At 39.4% G+C, this 16,492-nt stretch carries 15 protein-coding genes; 12 read left to right on the top strand and 3 right to left on the bottom strand.

The window, feature by feature from the left end:
* Positions 1-37 precede the first annotated feature (37 nt).
* The 10 genes from rimP (at position 38) to R2R35_RS22990 (ending at position 9,919) form a co-directional block, all read left to right on the top strand.
* Entirely contained in the window at positions 38-505 is a 468-nt protein-coding gene (gene rimP, locus R2R35_RS22945) for a ribosome maturation factor RimP (RefSeq protein WP_317732175.1), read from the top strand.
* Positions 506-548: 43 nt separating this feature from the next.
* A complete protein-coding gene (gene nusA, locus R2R35_RS22950) occupies positions 549-1,601 on the top strand; it encodes a transcription termination factor NusA (protein WP_317732176.1) in 1,053 nt (350 codons plus the stop codon).
* A gap of 62 nt (positions 1,602-1,663) precedes the next feature.
* Positions 1,664-1,939 carry an RNase P modulator RnpM gene (gene rnpM, locus R2R35_RS22955; RefSeq protein ID WP_317732177.1) on the top strand — a complete coding sequence of 92 codons (276 nt, stop codon included), beginning with the start codon at positions 1,664-1,666 and terminating at the stop codon, positions 1,937-1,939.
* On the top strand, positions 1,929-2,303 hold the full coding sequence (locus R2R35_RS22960; RefSeq protein WP_317732178.1) for a L7Ae/L30e/S12e/Gadd45 family ribosomal protein: 375 nt from the start codon (positions 1,929-1,931) through the stop codon (positions 2,301-2,303). Before rnpM ends, R2R35_RS22960 begins: the two co-directional genes overlap by 11 nt.
* A gap of 14 nt (positions 2,304-2,317) precedes the next feature.
* Positions 2,318-5,584: a translation initiation factor IF-2 gene (infB, locus tag R2R35_RS22965; protein WP_317732179.1), complete on the top strand. Its 3,267-nt coding sequence runs from the start codon at positions 2,318-2,320 to the stop codon at positions 5,582-5,584.
* A 218-nt stretch (positions 5,585-5,802) separates the two neighbouring features.
* Positions 5,803-6,192, top strand: coding sequence for a 30S ribosome-binding factor RbfA (gene rbfA, locus R2R35_RS22970; protein ID WP_317732180.1), 390 nt, complete (start codon positions 5,803-5,805; stop codon positions 6,190-6,192).
* A 74-nt stretch (positions 6,193-6,266) separates the two neighbouring features.
* Positions 6,267-7,241, top strand: coding sequence for a DHH family phosphoesterase (locus R2R35_RS22975; RefSeq protein WP_317732181.1), 975 nt, complete (start codon positions 6,267-6,269; stop codon positions 7,239-7,241).
* Positions 7,238-8,140: a tRNA pseudouridine(55) synthase TruB gene (gene truB / locus R2R35_RS22980; RefSeq protein ID WP_317732182.1), complete on the top strand. Its 903-nt coding sequence runs from the start codon at positions 7,238-7,240 to the stop codon at positions 8,138-8,140. Before R2R35_RS22975 ends, truB begins: the two co-directional genes overlap by 4 nt.
* A gap of 278 nt (positions 8,141-8,418) precedes the next feature.
* Complete coding sequence (locus R2R35_RS22985; protein WP_317732183.1) at positions 8,419-9,348, top strand: bifunctional riboflavin kinase/FAD synthetase; 930 nt, start codon at positions 8,419-8,421, stop codon at positions 9,346-9,348.
* Positions 9,349-9,358: 10 nt separating this feature from the next.
* A complete protein-coding gene (locus tag R2R35_RS22990; protein WP_317732184.1) occupies positions 9,359-9,919 on the top strand; it encodes an NUDIX domain-containing protein in 561 nt (186 codons plus the stop codon).
* A gap of 213 nt (positions 9,920-10,132) precedes the next feature.
* Here the strand turns inward: R2R35_RS22990 and pdxR are convergent, their stop codons facing one another.
* From pdxR to R2R35_RS23005, 3 genes are all read right to left on the bottom strand, one after another.
* Complete coding sequence (pdxR, locus tag R2R35_RS22995) at positions 10,133-11,569, bottom strand: MocR-like pyridoxine biosynthesis transcription factor PdxR (RefSeq protein ID WP_317732185.1); 1,437 nt, start codon at positions 11,567-11,569, stop codon at positions 10,133-10,135.
* 90 nt (positions 11,570-11,659) lie between these two features.
* A complete protein-coding gene (locus R2R35_RS23000; RefSeq protein WP_317732186.1) occupies positions 11,660-12,049 on the bottom strand; it encodes a MerR family transcriptional regulator in 390 nt (129 codons plus the stop codon).
* Between the two features lie 64 nt (positions 12,050-12,113).
* The gene (locus R2R35_RS23005; protein WP_317732187.1) at positions 12,114-13,679 is read right to left on the bottom strand and encodes a ClC family H(+)/Cl(-) exchange transporter; all 1,566 of its coding nucleotides are present in this window, start codon (positions 13,677-13,679) and stop codon (positions 12,114-12,116) included.
* Between the two features lie 360 nt (positions 13,680-14,039).
* Between R2R35_RS23005 and R2R35_RS23010 the strand changes: the two genes are divergently transcribed.
* Both R2R35_RS23010 and R2R35_RS23015 read left to right on the top strand, forming a co-directional pair.
* Positions 14,040-15,176, top strand: a complete 1,137-nt coding sequence (locus R2R35_RS23010) for an aldo/keto reductase (RefSeq protein ID WP_317732188.1) — start codon at positions 14,040-14,042, stop codon at positions 15,174-15,176.
* A gap of 237 nt (positions 15,177-15,413) precedes the next feature.
* On the top strand, positions 15,414-16,433 hold the full coding sequence (locus tag R2R35_RS23015) for an SDR family oxidoreductase (protein ID WP_317732189.1): 1,020 nt from the start codon (positions 15,414-15,416) through the stop codon (positions 16,431-16,433).
* Positions 16,434-16,492: the final 59 nt, after the last annotated feature.

Below are 16,492 nucleotides of genomic sequence, written 5' to 3' on the forward strand. Positions count from 1 at the left end.
TCCACTCTTTGTATTTATAGAAAGGTTCAGGTGGGAAATGGCTAAGAAAGAAGATTACGAACAGAAGACCGAGAAATTATTGGAGCCGATTATTGCAGAGCATCAATTTGAACTGGTGGATGTGGAGTATGTAAAAGAAGGCAGCAACTGGTATTTAAGAGCTTATATAGACAAAGAAGGCGGAATAACTGTGGATGACTGTGAGATCGTCAGCAGAATCTTAAGTGACCTGCTGGATAAACATGATTTCATACCAGATGCCTATATCTTAGAGGTCAGCTCACCGGGCCTTGGCAGACAGCTGAAAAAAGAGAAAGATTTTAAGAGAAGCCTTGGTCAAGAAGTTGAAGTGAAGCTTTATAAGGCGATTGAGAAGCAAAAGCAGTTTACTGGTATCTTAAAAGACTATAACGATGAAACAATAACTCTTGAGTTTGAAGAGGAAGAAACGCTTGCGATCCCAAGGCAGAATATATCCTTAATCCGCCTTGCGTTTGATTTTTGACAATGGACTATAAAGCAGGAGAAAAGAGGAGGATTCACAGAAAATGAACAATAACAAAGAGTTAATTGACGCATTAAATCAGATTGAAAGAGAAAAGGATATCAGTAAGGAAATTCTGCTGGAAGCCATGGAGAATTCACTAGTTGCGGCCTGTAAAAACCATTTCGGAAAAGCAGATAATATCAGGGTCAACATCAATCGTGATACCGGTGCGGTAAATGTCTATGCGGAGCGAGAAATCGTAGAGACTGTAACCGACCCCGTTACACAGATCAGTGTAGTCGAAGCCAGACTGAAATTCCCCAGAAATGATATCGGAGATGTTGTTAATGTGGAAGTAACTCCCAAGAATTTCGGACGTATTGCTGCTCAGAAAGCAAAACAGGTAGTAGTACAAAAAATAAGGGAAGAAGAGAGGAAAGTACTATTCAATCAATATTACAGTAAAGAAAAAGATTTAGTAACTGGTATTGTACAACGCTATGTAGGAAATAATGTAAGTATTAACCTTGGTAAGGTAGACGCAGTTCTTACAGAGAATGAGCAGGTAAGAGGTGAGCATTTCAGACCCACTGACCGCATAAAGTTATATGTACTGGAAGTAAAGGATACTACAAAGGGACCTAAGATTACCGTGTCCAGAACTCATCCTGAATTGGTTAAAAGACTGTTTGAGTCAGAAGTAGCCGAAGTAAAGGACGGAACGGTAGAGATAAAGAGTATCTCAAGAGAAGCTGGTTCCAGAACTAAAATTGCAGTATATTCCAACAATGCGGATGTGGATCCGGTTGGTGCCTGTGTAGGTATCAACGGAGCAAGAGTAAATGCCATTGTCAGTGAGCTTAAGGGTGAGAAAATCGACATCATTAACTGGAGCGAAGATCCTGCTATTCTTATAGAGAATGCATTAAGTCCTGCAAAGGTCGTTGCGGTATCTGTAGACGAAGGAGAAAAAAGTGCCCGTGTTATCGTGCCTGATTATCAGCTTTCTCTTGCAATCGGAAAAGAAGGTCAGAATGCACGTCTTGCAGCAAGATTGACCGGCTTTAAGATTGATATCAAGAGTGAAACACAGGCAGACGAAATCGGCTGGTAAACAGTTGGCATAAATACTGCCATGAAATTTTACCTCCGTAAACAGTTGAATGAAAGGAAAATATGGCAACAGTAAAAAAAATTCCCCAAAGGCAATGTATCGGCTGTGGTGAGATGAAGAATAAAAAAGAAATGATCCGTGTTATTAAAACACCGGAGGATATGATCATGCTCGATGTCACAGGCAAAAAGAACGGCAGAGGCGCATATATGTGCAAGTCTTTAGATTGTTTTGCCAAGGCAGCAAAGAGCAAAGGCCTTGAAAGGTCCCTAAAAGTGAATATTCCGGTAGAGGTGTATGAGGAATTGAAAAAGGAGCTGAACGGACTTGGCATATGAAAAAAATAGAACAAAAGTATTATCTTATATCGGTTTGGCAACAAAAGCAGGTAAACTTTTAAGCGGCGAATTTCTTACGGAAAAAACCGTGAAAGAAGGAAAAGCAAAGCTTGTGATTGTGGCTGAAGACTCATCAGATAACACAAAAAAAATGTTTACCAATATGTGTACTTACTATAAAGTGCCGATTTACTTTTTTGGTGAAAAGACAGAACTTGGTCATGCTATTGGTAAAGAATTCAGGGCTTCCCTGGTTCTAACGGACAAAGGCCTGGCTGACATGGTAGAAAAGCAACTGAACATAAACAACGATGACACATGTGAGAAACTGCAAACAAACAGTGATGACATGAGTCATAATTAGTGGAGGTAGTAAGTATGGCTAAAATTAAAATATATGAACTTGCAAAAGAAATCAATGCACACAGTAAAGACATCGTAGGCTTTCTTAATGAGAAAGGTGTGGACGTCAAAAGCCACATGAGCAGCATCGAGGATAAGGAGATTGGCATGGTAAAAGGGCATTTTGCTCCGAAAGCAAATCAAGCTGAAAAACCTGCTTCAGTAGAAGCAGCAGCAATTAAGGAGGATAAGACGGAGACTGTCGCTTTTAACCAGAGTAACAAACCTCAGGATGGTTATACACCAAACGGTTCTAACAGTCAAAGAACCGGTTCTTCAGAACACGGAAATAGTAATCAGTACAACAACCGCTCCTCCTATCAGGGACAGCGAAATGATAGGGATGGCAACAGCAGGCCTTATCAGGGACAGAGAACAGGGGATAATGCAGGAAGACCTCAGCAGCAGGGACAAAGACCTGACAGAGAAGGTTTTACAAGATCCCAAGGTTCCAGATATGACAATAACCAGAATGGAAACAGACCTTACCAGGGGAACAGACCTGACAATAACCAGGGACAAAGACCTGATAGAGAAGGCTTTACAAGAGCACAAGGTCAGAATTCCGGATATCGTCAAGGCGGTCAGAATAACCAAAATCGTCCTTACAATAACAATCGTCCTCAAGGTCAGCCTTATCAGCAGGGTCAGAGTACTGGTGAGAGCACCGGACAGAATGAAAGAACCGGATACAATCAGGGTTATAACAATAACGGTGGAAACAGACCTTATAATAATAACGGTGGAAACAGTTCATACAATAATAATGGTGGAAACAGACCCTATAACAACAATGGAACAGGTGGAAACAGGCCTTATAACAATAACGGTGGAAACAGTTCTTATAACAACAATGGAACAGGTGGAAACAGACCCTATAACAACAATGGAACAGGTGGGAACAGACCTTATAACAACAATGGAACAGGTGGAAACAGTTCTTATAACAACAACGGAACAGGTGGAAACAGACCTTATAATAACAACGGAACAGGCGGAAACAGACCTTATAATAACAACGGCGGAAGCGGTTCCTATAATAACGGAAGCGGACAGGGGCAATACCGTAGCAATGACGGACAGAGCCGCCCTTACAATAATAACCGACCGAACAATGGTGGCGGACAAAGACCTGCAGGCAACGGTAATGGCTTCAGACCCGGTGGAAATTATCAGGGTAGACCCGGCGGAAATCAATCCTATGACAGATTTGGCGGCATGAATAAGGATAAAGATGAAGTAAGTGGTGACAACAGAAAGAGAAGCACCAGCAGCAGAACAGATACCACAAAGAAATTTGATGGACCTATCGGTATGTCAAGAAGTGATTCTGCTGGAACCAGAAATAGCAGGGCAAATAAAAATACTAAAAATACAAAAAGTAATTATGATAGAAATTTCGAAGATAACAGCAACGAAATTAAATTACCGAAAAAGGGACAGTTTATTAAACCTAAGGCAGTACAGCAGAATGCGAAAGAGGATGAAATCAAGACAATCGTAATTCCTGAAATTCTTACAATCAAAGAACTGGCTGACAAGATGAAGATGCCGGCAGCTACCCTTGTAAAGAAATTATTCCTAGCAGGAAAGATGGTTTCCATTAACCAGGAAATTACTTTTGAAGAAGCAGAAGAGATTGCCATTGAATATGAAATCATTGCTGAACATGAAGTTTTGGTGGATGTTATTGAAGAACTCTTAAAAGAAGAAGAAGAGGATACGGATAAATTAGAGAAGAGACCTCCTGTAGTGTGTGTTATGGGTCATGTTGACCACGGTAAGACTTCACTCCTTGATGCGATCAGAGAAACCCATGTAACCTCTCATGAAGCAGGCGGTATCACACAGCATATCGGTGCTTATGTGGTAGAAGTAAACGGTGAGAAAATAACCTTCCTTGATACTCCGGGCCATGAAGCTTTTACTTCTATGAGAATGCGTGGTGCACAGTCTACAGATATAGCAATTCTTGTAGTTGCGGCCGATGACGGTGTAATGCCCCAGACCATAGAGGCTATCAGCCATGCGAAAGCAGCAGGAATACAGATTATCGTTGCTATTAATAAGATAGATAAACCCAGTGCAAACATTGAACGTGTAAAACAGGAATTAACGGAGTATGAACTGGTTGCAGAAGATTGGGGTGGTGATACTGTATTTGTACCTGTATCTGCCCATACAAGAGAAGGTATTGAACAGCTGCTTGAGATGATTGTATTAACCTCCGATTTGGTAGAGTTAAAAGCAAATCCTAACAGAAATGCCAGAGGTATTGTTATAGAGGCAGAGCTCGATAAGGGAAGAGGACCTGTTGCAACGGTTCTTATACAAAAGGGTACCCTTCATGTTGGTGATTCCATAGCGATAGGTTCGGCTTATGGTAAAGTTAGAGCAATGATGGATGATAAGGGTAGAAGAGTAACAGAAGCTACTCCTTCAACGCCTGTAGAGATTCTTGGTTTAAATGAAGTACCTGCTGCCGGAGAGATTTTCATGGCAACAGATACAGAAAAAGAAGCAAGAGCTATCTCTGAAACTTATATTTCACAGGGCAGAGAGAAACTCCTTGCGGATACCAAAGCAAAACTTTCCCTTGATGGCTTATTCTCACAGATCAAAGCCGGAAATGTAAAAGAACTGAATCTGATTATCAAAGCAGATGTTCAGGGGTCTGTTGAAGCTATGAAACAGAGCCTTGTAAAACTCAGCAATGATGAAGTTGCAGTTAGAGTAATCCACGGTGGTGTTGGTGCTATCAACGAATCCGATGTAAATCTCGCAAGTGCCTCCAATGCAATCATCATCGGATTTAACGTTCGTCCTGATAATGTTGCGAAAGAAAAAGCAGACAGCGAGAAAGTAGATTTAAGACTTTACAGAGTTATTTATAATGCCATTGAGGATGTAGAGTCAGCTATGAAGGGTATGTTAGAACCGATCTATGAAGAAAAAGTTATCGGTCATGCCGAAGTACGTCAGGTGTTTAAAGCTTCCGGTCTTGGTATCATTGCTGGTTCTTATGTTCTTGATGGTAAGATTCAAAGAGGCAGCTTTGCCAGAATAACCAGAGAAGGTGAGAAGATATATGAAGGTTCCTTAGCGTCCTTGAAACGTTTCAAAGATGACGTGAAGGAAGTTGCTACCGGTTATGAATGTGGTCTGGTATTTGAGAAATTCAATGATATCAAAGAATTTGACCAGGTAGAGCTGTATATCATGGAAGAAGTTCCGAGAAAATAATTATAATCGAAGTGATACTTCGAAATTAACTTTGCGCCATGGGGAGAGAAGAACGGCTTAATCCTTATGGCGCAAAGTATAGGTTACATCTGTGTATAAGAATACAGATGGGTTGTGGTATGCCTAGGTGCCAGGTTGAAATGACTATAGATAGTTTTTTATTAACGAATTCAGGAATATCAAAATAAAAACTCTGGTATTCACGAAAGGGGTTTAAAATGAGAAAGAACAGTATTAAGAATACACGTATAAACGGCGAAGTTCAAAGGGAACTGAGTCAGTTAATAAACAGGGAAATTAAAGATCCAAGAATACATCCCATGACAACTGTAGTGGCAGTTGATGTAGCCCCAGATTTAAAACATGCAAAGGTTTATATCAGTGTTCTGGGGAATGAAGAGGAGCAAAAAAGCACACTTGCAGGTCTTAGAAGCGCAGCACCTTATATGAGAGGACAGCTGGCAAAAACGGTAAACTTAAGAAATACGCCGGAGTTAACCTTTGTTATTGATCAGTCAATTGAGTATGGTGTGAATATGTCCCATCTGATCAATGAGGTTACAAAAGATTTAAAAGAAGAAGTAAAAGAAGTGGAAGAAGAAAACTAGATTGTATAGGTAAATGACAACTGGTATTGTATAATCATCTTAGAATACAGAAATAGGACAGGGAGGTAAGATGGATGGATTTGCTGAAAGAAGTGGGGAATGCAAGATCAATCGGAATAGCCGGGCATATGAGGCCGGACGGGGACTGTGCCGGTTCCTGTCTGGCCCTATACCGTTATTTAAGCCAGATAAAAAAAGAGGCACAAATCGACCTTTATCTGGAACCTATAGCAGATAAATTACAAATTACAGAAGACTCTCTCAGAGTAAAACAAGAAAATGTAGAGGGAAGAATTTATGATGTCTTTATTTCACTGGACAGTGGAAGTATAGACAGACTTGGATTTGCAGAAGAATATTTTAAGAATTCCATCAAAACAATTAACATTGATCACCATATCAGCAATACGAACTTCGGACAGGTTAACTATGTAGCTCATGATGCCAGCTCTACCTGTGAAGTATTATATGAGCTGATGGAGAAAGAATATATTGATCTTACCATAGCAAAAGCATTATATATGGGAATTATACATGATACCGGAGTCTTTAAACACAGCAATACTACCAGGAGGACTATGGAAATAGCTGGTGCTTTGATAGAAAAAGGTGTTCCCTTTTCTGATATGATAGATAATACCTTTTACCGAAAGGATTATCACCAGAACCAGGTACTTGGCAGATGTCTTTTGGAAAGTATCCTGTTGTTGAAGGGAAAATGCATCGTGTCCTGTGTAAGCAGGAAGATGATGGAGTTTTATGAAGTTCAGTCTGCAGATTTGGACGGCATTGTTGACCAGCTTCGTATAACCAAAGGTGTAGAAGTGGCAATCCTTATTTATGAGGCAGATATTCATGAGTATAAGGTCAGCTTAAGGTCTAATGGCATAGTGGATGTGCGTAAGATTGCCGTATACTTTGGAGGCGGCGGTCATATAATGGCAGCCGGCTGTACAATGAGGGGAACCCTTCATGATGTATTCAATAATCTGACACCTCACATTGAGTATCAGCTGGAAAATAAGGAAGGAACAGGAGCAGGTCTTTGATTAACGGAATTATCAATGTTTATAAAGAAAAAGGATATACCTCCCATGATGTTGTTGCTAAACTGAGAGGAATATTAAAGCAAAAGAAAATCGGACATACTGGCACCTTAGATCCAGATGCAGAAGGAGTTCTGCCGGTCTGCCTTGGAAATGCTACCAAACTGTGTGATATTCTGACAGATCGCAGTAAGACCTATCAGGCGGTACTGCTCCTGGGTACCACGACGGATACTCAGGATATAACAGGGACAGTTTTATCGGAGAGAACGGTAACGGCTGAGAAAGAAGAAATCAGAAAAGCGATTCTCTCCTTTCAGGGTTCCTATGATCAGATTCCACCTATGTATTCAGCGTTAAAGATTGGGGGCAAACGTCTCTATGAGCTGGCAAGAGAAGGGAAAGAGGTTCCCAGAGAAGCCCGTAAGGTTGAGATACATAGTATTGAAATTGAAGAGCTTGATATCTTAACAGGACAGGTAACAGTAACAGTGGATTGTTCCAAAGGCACCTATATAAGAACCCTGTGCCATGATATAGGAGAAAAACTTGGCTGTGGAGGCTGTATGAAAAGCCTGCTCCGTACCAGAGCCGGAGAGTTTCATATAAGTAAAAGCTTGAAAATAAATGAAATAGCAGATAAAATAAATGAAGGGAATCTGGACGAACATATTAAAAAAGCAGATGAGATGTTTGCCGGTTATCCCAGTGTCAATGTAAAGCAGGAATTTGAGAAGCAGCTATATAACGGCAATTTCTTGTCTGCGGATCAAATTATGCAGGAGGATATCAATATTTTTGCTGAAAGAATCAGAGTATATGACTGGCAGGGTAATTTTGTCGGACTATATGAAGGACGTCCGGAGGAAAGAATAATGAAACCTTATAAAATGTTTCTATAGCCAATACAGAAAAGACTTTGTATGCACAGTAAGCAGGCAGCAGGAAGTAAGTGTGAAGAGGTATCTTTGTACAAAAAGAACGCCAAAGTGAGTGCAGAGAGTAATCATGTCATCATATTTTAAGAAATTGTCTTAAGGTTATAAAAACAAATAGACGTCATATCAGAAAGAGTGGAAGAAAATTTATTATTGAAAGGGTGCCACATTGAGCTTCTCTCACTCTGTTTTATTTGTGGCAGTATCGCAGGCCTGCCTGCGGTATGCAATAGGTAGAAATCATGGAATATATAGCAGGCAGAACGGATTTTGAAATAAAGAATAGTGCGGTTACTTTGGGTAAATTTGATGGATTGCATTCTGGTCATCAGCTGCTCCTCCAAAAAATCACTGAGCAGAAGAAAAACGGTTTAAATGCAGTGGTATTCACTTTTCTCTATCATCCCGGCAACCTGCTTTCAGATAGAGAAATGGAATTAATCTATACAGAAGATGAGAAACAATGTATTATCGACCAGTATGGAGTCGATGTAATGATATCCTATCCGTTTACGGAAGAAACCAGGGCTATGGAACCGGAGCACTTTATAGAAGAGGTACTGGTAAAGAAGCTGGATGCAAAATATATTGTGGTAGGCTCTGACTTCTGTTTTGGAAAAAATAGAAGAGGAAATACGGAAATGTTAGTAGAGTATGCCTCTAAATATAACTATAAACTCGAAGTTATCACCAAGAAAAAAAATGCTGATGAAGAGATTAGCAGCTCCTGTATCCGTAAGCAGATCAGTGAAGGAAACATGGAGAATGTAGTAAAATTGCTTGGAAGACCTTTTTCTGTAATGGGAGAGGTAATGCATGGGCGTAAAATCGGCCGTACGATTGGTTTTCCTACGACGAATCTTATGCCTGACAAATCAAAGCTGCTGCCTCCGGATGGGGTATATGTATCTCTTACTACAATAGATGGGAAAGATTACCCCGGGATTACCAACATCGGACATAATCCTACTGTAGGTACAACACCTGAGAAAAGGGTAGAGACTTTCCTTTTTGACTACGACCAGGATTTATATGGTAAATTTATTCAGGTTTCTTTGCTCAGCCGAACAAGAAAAGAGGAAACCTTCGGTTCTCTGGAAGAATTGAAAGCACAGATGGATATTGATCTGGCAGACGGAAGAAAATATTTTTCGGATTTAGGGCTGCTTTAAAGAGTATTTGATGGACAGGATGAAAGCTGCAGATGGTTTTCATCCTTATTCTTTTTCAGCCGTTATTACCCACAAAAATCAGTACCTATTCATGAAAGGAGTTAATATGAAACCGATTCGTAACAGTGTGAAAGCAATTATTATTGAAAATGGAAAAGTATTATTGAATAAATGCGACTTTAATGATGGTAAAACGTCATATCTTTTTAGCGGAGGTGGACAAGAAATCGGTGAAACCTTCGTTGAGGCATTAAAACGTGAATGTCTGGAGGAGTTGGGAGCAAAGGTAAGCGTTGGAGAACTGGTTTGGGTTCGAGAATACATAGGGAAAAACCATCAGTTTGCGGATACGGATTCAGATATGCATCAAATAGAATATTATTTTACCTGTAAACTTGAAACACCAGTAGACCTCTCAAAAGCAACAAATCTCGATACCGTGCAGGTGGGAGTTGAGTGGCTGGACTTATCAAAGCTAAAAGAGTATACCATATATCCTGCTGCAATAGCAGAATGTATGGATGAAAACGGCAGGATAATATCTCCAATATATGTAGGAGATGTTAATTAGACTGTCCCTTATTATCCCATGGAAGTGATTAAGCAGACCGTAATCTGTTAGATATACCTTTATGGAAAACTCCCAGATTATAAAACTGATTCAATATCCTTTTCTAGATATAACACCAGCTTTCCCAGGTTCTATATTTAGAAAAGGCAGATCAGATTGAAAATTCTAAATGTAGTCTATTCGTTGAGGAGTGCTGTGTATTCCAGATACACTTTAGGTAAGTAAGGAGTCTTTTAATGCTTCATATAAAGCCTTAGATCCGTCAAGGATATCTTTCTCTGTCAGATTGGCGTAACCTAAGAGTATACCCGGCATTGAATTTTTCTTCGGATAAATATAATGAACATCCAGTCCATATAATTTGATACTATGTGAGGCGGCATGACTTATAAGTTCCTGTTCAGTCAAATTGGTCTTAAAATAAACCACCAGATGAAGTCCGGCATGCTCCCCTTCAACAACAATGGAATCGCGAAAGATTTTTAAAGCTTGTAGCAGCAGGTCATGTTTGCTCTTATAAAGGGTTCTGATCTTATTTAGATGACGCTCAAAATAACCATCTGCTAAAAAATGTGTTATGATATATTGATCTACACGGGAAACTGTAGAAGAAAATATTTTTAGATGGTTCTTATATAATTGGAGGAGTTGCTCCGGCAGTACCATATAGCCTACGCGGATAGCAGGTGCAATAGCTCTTGAAAAGGTTCCAAGATAGATCACTTTCTCGAATGAATCCATTCCTTTTAATGCAGGAATGGGTTTTCCTTTGTAACGAAATTCACTGTCATGGTCATCCTCAATAATATAGCGCTCTTGGTTAGAGGCAGCCCAGGAAAGCAATTCCTGGCGTCGTTTTACCGGCATGACTAAACCCAAAGGGTACTGATGTGATGGGGTTACATATACTATGTTGGCAGTAGTTTTTTGAAGCTTTTCTACCTGTATGCCGTTCTGATCCAGTTCAATCGGAAGGACTGGGTAATGCATATCTGTAAATATTTCATAAGCTCGTTTATAGGTTGGATTTTCCATGGCAATGACAGCAGAGCCATCAACCTCCGCTTTATCCCTGTATAACCAATAAAAGAGACGGCAAAGAAGGAGAAGGAGATAATCTGTTCCAGCACCTACAATGATCTGTTCAGGTGTGCAGATAACTCCCCTGGAACTATACAAATATCCGGCAATAGCGGCTCTTAAAGTCTCATCACCCTGACTATCCCCTAAGAGAAAAAGCTCGTTATTATATTCGTTCATACAATCTTTGGAAAGTTTTCGCCAGACATTGTAGGGGAAACTTTTAATATCAATGGCGAAAGGAGAAAAATTGTACTGATAGATTTCCTTTACCTTTGGCTTAATTGTTTTTACTGAAACAGGAGCAGTTTGAATCGATGTAAGAGTAGAGATGGATGAAACATAAAACCCGCTTTTGGGGACCGCCTCTATATAACCTTCCGAAACTAGCTGAGAATACGCCATGTCCACAGTATTACGGCTGATGTTAAGATGAGAGGCAAGATTCCTGGCAGAAGGGAGCTTATCGTGTTCCTTTAATCTGCTGTCCTTTATTTCGTTTTTGATATAAGAATAAATCTGTTCATACATAGGAACCTGGGCTTCCGTATCCAGAGGTATTGAAAACATGTTAAAGTCTCCTTAAGATATGTAATATAGCCTGGGAGAAATATAGATTATACCTCGTTCCCAGTATTTCGTAACTTTGCATGCAGCTACTTATACCGCATTCTGTTTATCTCCGTCTATATGAAATATTCCTATCTCTTTGTAATGGTCTATCTTATAATTCACTGTATCCAGACTGTTTTGCAGTTCCTTCATCTGCTCCAGTATGTGCTGTTTATGAAGAAGCAGAATATCCTTACGGGGCTCAACGGTTTCTTCGCCTTTCAGACATAGAATCATGAATTCTTTTATTTTTTCTATTGACATACCAGAGTTCTTGAGACAACAGATTAAACCAATCCAGGCAATATCATCATCAGAAAATTTGCGGATACCGGTAGGGGTTCGTTTCACCAGGGGAAGAAGCCCTTCTTTGTCATAATATCTCAGAGTGTATATCGTTAGACCGGTTTTGGCTGAAACTTGCTTAATTGTATACATAACGGATGCCTCCCGTGTTTTTATAATCTGACTTAACCTTATCACAATCAAAATATACTGTCAACTACACCTCAGGTACTTCCATAAGTGAAAATAAATGCTGACGCACCAATGGTTCTTCATCTGCATCTGTTAATAAAACCAAAAGATCTCCTGGGGTAAGAAGTGTATCTCCTTTTGGGATAAATTCACGATTATCCCTATTTACGGCTATGAGCAAGCAGTTGTCAGGCAGGTCTAGCTCTTTTATCTGTTTCCCTTCTGCATAAGAACCATGATGAATAACTACTTCAAAAGTGACCTTACGGTTATTATCTTCGGTTAAGACATCAGAGTCAGTATTATGTATCAGAATACGAAGTAGTGAATCATAAATGGGTTCACCTCTTAATAAATCTGCTGTGAAATAAGAGATGATTGAAATCATGGTAAGAGGCAGCAAAGTAGTAAAAGAGCCAGTCATTTCAGAAAGAAGTATGATGCCGGTAAAAGGTGCGCGAACTATGGCACTAAAGAATCCACACATCGATAAAATTACGATTGTATAAAAGCAATCAGAAGGCAGACCGATTTGAATGAATAACTTACCGGCAATGGCTCCTGCCAGAGCACCAATAATTAAGAATGGGAAAAATATACCACCAGGAGCACCGGATCCAAAAGAAATAATTGAAAATAGTAGTTTAATCAAAAATGCGGCAAGAAGCGCTACAATACCAGTTCTGATATCAATCTTCTCCAGCAAAATGTGACCTCCGCCCAATGCAAAGGGATAATAAATTCCAAGCAGACCCGCAAGAGCAAAAGGAATCATAATCTTAAAGCTTCCCATGAACTGAAAGTATTTTTTAAAAACCTTCTGTGTAAACAAAAGAGATCTATTGTAAATAACACCTAATACTCCAAGTAATATTCCGAGTAAAAGAATATACCAGTAATACGTTAATGGAATTTTTGAGATTGCACCAAACTGAAATATAGGGTTAGTACCAAAAAGCAATCCGGCTGTATAATCTCCAGCAACTGCCGCAGCCATTGCTGAGATACAGACAAGTGGAGAGAAATACTTGTAAATTTCTTCAAGGGTAAAAAGGGCACCTGCCAAAGGTGCGTTAAAAGCAGCAGACAACCCCGCACCAGCACCGCTTGCGATAAGAACTTTCTTCTCAAACCTGGTACGTGCAAACTTATCGGCTATTCCTTCGGCTATGGAAGCTCCTAATTGGATAGACGGACCTTCTCTCCCAAGAGATAAACCGGCGGCAATCGAAAGCACACCTCCTGCAAATTTGCCTAATATGGTGTGGAACCAATTATGTTTAATATTTCCAGAAATAATACCTTTTACCTGGGGAATACCGCTTCCATTGATATAGGGAACATATTTTATAAGTAGAGATGTGATGTATCCCATTGTTAATAGAATTACCAGAAGTACGGGAATAAGTTTGGGATGAACTCTGAAATAGCTATACATTTCAAAAGAAAAAGTTTCTGCCTTACTGAGCAGATAGCGGTAAGCATTGGATACCAATCCAGCCAAAAGACCCGTTACGATACTTATCAGAATAATATGTGATTTTTGATACTTAGATGTTACTGCATGTTTGTAATTATTAACTTTTTTCATTATAATACCTATTGTTTGCCACAATTACTTATGACATGCCACGAATTAGCAAGGTGAAAGAGTTTTATTGTGGCTGCCTTTCAAGTACAATTATTTTCTTTCATCTTTAAATATAAATGAATATAAATCATTTTATATTTCAAATTAAAATTATAGAACAAACCGATGGAAGGTACAAGGATTATATTAACTAAAAAAATAATTATTCATTATCGTTAAAATGTATATGTTTGCCTACACCCCTCACAATACACCCCTCACAAAAATCACAGGTATAATAAAAACCATTGACCTAGAGTGGGCTCTATGGGATATACTAATAAATATAAATGATAAAATTTATTCTTAAGGGGGTTCACAATGAATTACAGGAAGTTTGGAAACACAGATGTTATGATTTCTGCTTTAGGGTTTGGATGTATGAGGCTGCCCGAATACGAAAAAGATGAAAAATGGTATATTGATGAGGACAAAGCGATACCGATGCTTCACAAGGCATATGAAAATGGTGTAAATTATTTTGATACAGCTCCGTATTATTGCCATCATAATAGTGAAATAACAGTTGGTAAGGCATTAAAACCAATGAGAGAAAAGGTTATAGTATCCACGAAGATGCCTGCTGATACCTGTAAAGTAACTGCTGATTACAGAAAACAACTGGAACAGAGTCTTCGTAAGCTGGATACGGACTATATTGATTTCTATCACTTCTGGGGGCTAAACAGAGAGGAATATGACAACGTCGTATTGAAATTAAATTTATTAGAGGAAGCGAAGCGTGCGAAAGAAGAAGGATTGATTAAGCATATTTCCTTTAGTTTCCATGATAAACCGGAACAGATCAAATATATTATCGATACAGCAGAGGAAAGAGGCGTTCCCATGGAAACCATGCTGGTGCAGTATAATCTTTTGGACAGGAGCAATGAAGAAATGATTCAGTATGCTGCTTCAAAAGGTCTGGGTGTTGTAGCGATGGGTCCTGTGGGAGGCGGAAGATTGGCTGCGCCAACAGATTTATATACGAAACTGACAGGCAAACCCTCCATTTCCACCTATGAACTTGCCTTTAAATTTGTCCTTGGCAATCCTTATTTAAGCTGTGCCTTATCCGGTATGGGAACCATGGATATGGTGGAGAAGAACCTGGTCATTGGAAGCAGCAAAGAAAGCCTGACAGAAGAGGAGTGGGCTAAACTCGGTGAATCTGTTGAGAATTTGAAGAAATTCAGTGAGCTCTATTGCACCGGATGTGCTTATTGCCAGCCCTGTCCTGCAGGTATTGATATACCTAAGATATTTAATTATTATACATATCATAATGTTTATGGATTAACAGAATATGCAAGGAACGAAATGGCAAACTATATAAAGAAAGACGGTAAGACCATAAGCAATTGCAAGGACTGCGGACTTTGTGAAAATAAATGTCCCCAGAGCTTAAAGATCAGAGAGGAACTTCGTAGAGTAGAAGGAATTCTTTCAGGGGTTTAAAGCTATTTTAGCTATAGTTCTATAGTCTCAGATTAGTTAGCATTTATATGAAATAACAAGCTGCCAGGTATGAAAGCAGCAGACTTATCAGGTTTCCCGGTATGGCTTGAGTATTTAGCAAGGTAGTAGAGAGAGAAAGAAAATCTAATATCGAAAGGTTGCCACACAAAACTTCTTTCACTCTTTTTAACAAGTGGCAGTATTGCAGGTTAGCCTGTGATAGGTGATGGTATAATTATGAAGATTCTTTTTATTGGTGGAACAGGTATTATCAGTGCTGCGATTTCTAGAGCATTGGTTAATGAAGGCCATGAATTATATCTGATAAACAGAGGAAGCAAAAATGCAGAGTTGGAAGGAAAGGCGAAGGTATTAATCGCTGATATCAAGGAGGAAGAAAAGGTTGCTGATCTAATAAAAGAGCATAACTTTGATGTAGTGGCAGATTTTATTGCTTTTGTACCTGCACAGCTTGAGCGGGATTACAGATTGTTTAAAGGAAAGACAAAGCAGTTTATATTTATCAGTTCAGCATCAGCCTATCAAAAGCCCCTCTCTGATTACCGGATTAATGAAGGAACCCCATTGTCAAACCCCTACTGGGATTATTCCAGAAACAAGATTGCCTGTGAAGACTACCTGATGAAATTGTACCGGGAAGAAGGCTTCCCGGTAACGATTGTCAGACCAAGCCATACCTATGATGAAAGAAGTGTACCTCTTGGTGTCCATGGAGCAAAGGGTAGTTATCAAGTCATTAAGCGGATGCTGGAAGGAAAAAAGGTTATTATACACGGTGATGGAACTTCCTTATGGACCATGACCCATAACAGTGATTTTGCCAAAGGATTTGTTGGTTTATTGGGTAACATACACGCTATTGGTGAGGCAGTGCAGATTACCTCAGATGAATCACTTACCTGGAACCAGATTTATAAGGCTATAGCAGACGCACTGGGAGTGGAACTGAAAGCCTGCTATGTATCCTCAGAATTTCTGGACGCAGCCAGTACAGAGGATTTCAGAGGTTCCTTAATAGGGGATAAAGCTAATACAGTTGTGTTTGATAATACAAAGATCAAACGCCTGGTTCCTGGGTTCACTTGTACCAAGAGATTTGATCAGGGGGTAAAAGAGGTTATAGAGTACGTCTTAAGTCACCCGGATTATCAGAAAGAAGATCCTGAATTCGATGTTTGGTGTGATAAAGTAATCGCTGCATTGGATAATGCGGTAAAGGAAATAAAAAATAATTGAGTGCTACATTGAAAGAAATATATTGAAAGAAATATATTGAAAGAAACTATACAGGAAGA

The organism is Anaerocolumna sp. AGMB13020 (genome assembly GCF_033100115.1).
Lineage (GTDB): Bacteria > Bacillota > Clostridia > Lachnospirales > Lachnospiraceae > Anaerocolumna.

Coding starts and splice junctions, on each gene's coding strand:
- rimP (WP_317732175.1), top strand. CDS start 38: ATGGCTAAGAAAGAAGATTACGAACAGAAGACCGAGAAATTATTGGAG.
- nusA (WP_317732176.1), top strand. CDS start 549: ATGAACAATAACAAAGAGTTAATTGACGCATTAAATCAGATTGAAAGA.
- rnpM (WP_317732177.1), top strand. CDS start 1,664: ATGGCAACAGTAAAAAAAATTCCCCAAAGGCAATGTATCGGCTGTGGT.
- infB (WP_317732179.1), top strand. CDS start 2,318: ATGGCTAAAATTAAAATATATGAACTTGCAAAAGAAATCAATGCACAC.
- rbfA (WP_317732180.1), top strand. CDS start 5,803: ATGAGAAAGAACAGTATTAAGAATACACGTATAAACGGCGAAGTTCAA.
- R2R35_RS22975 (WP_317732181.1), top strand. CDS start 6,267: ATGGATTTGCTGAAAGAAGTGGGGAATGCAAGATCAATCGGAATAGCC.
- R2R35_RS22985 (WP_317732183.1), top strand. CDS start 8,419: ATGGAATATATAGCAGGCAGAACGGATTTTGAAATAAAGAATAGTGCG.
- R2R35_RS22990 (WP_317732184.1), top strand. CDS start 9,359: ATGGACAGGATGAAAGCTGCAGATGGTTTTCATCCTTATTCTTTTTCA.
- pdxR (WP_317732185.1), bottom strand. CDS start 11,569: ATGTTTTCAATACCTCTGGATACGGAAGCCCAGGTTCCTATGTATGAA.
- R2R35_RS23000 (WP_317732186.1), bottom strand. CDS start 12,049: ATGTATACAATTAAGCAAGTTTCAGCCAAAACCGGTCTAACGATATAC.
- R2R35_RS23005 (WP_317732187.1), bottom strand. CDS start 13,679: ATGAAAAAAGTTAATAATTACAAACATGCAGTAACATCTAAGTATCAA.
- R2R35_RS23010 (WP_317732188.1), top strand. CDS start 14,040: ATGAATTACAGGAAGTTTGGAAACACAGATGTTATGATTTCTGCTTTA.
- R2R35_RS23015 (WP_317732189.1), top strand. CDS start 15,414: ATGAAGATTCTTTTTATTGGTGGAACAGGTATTATCAGTGCTGCGATT.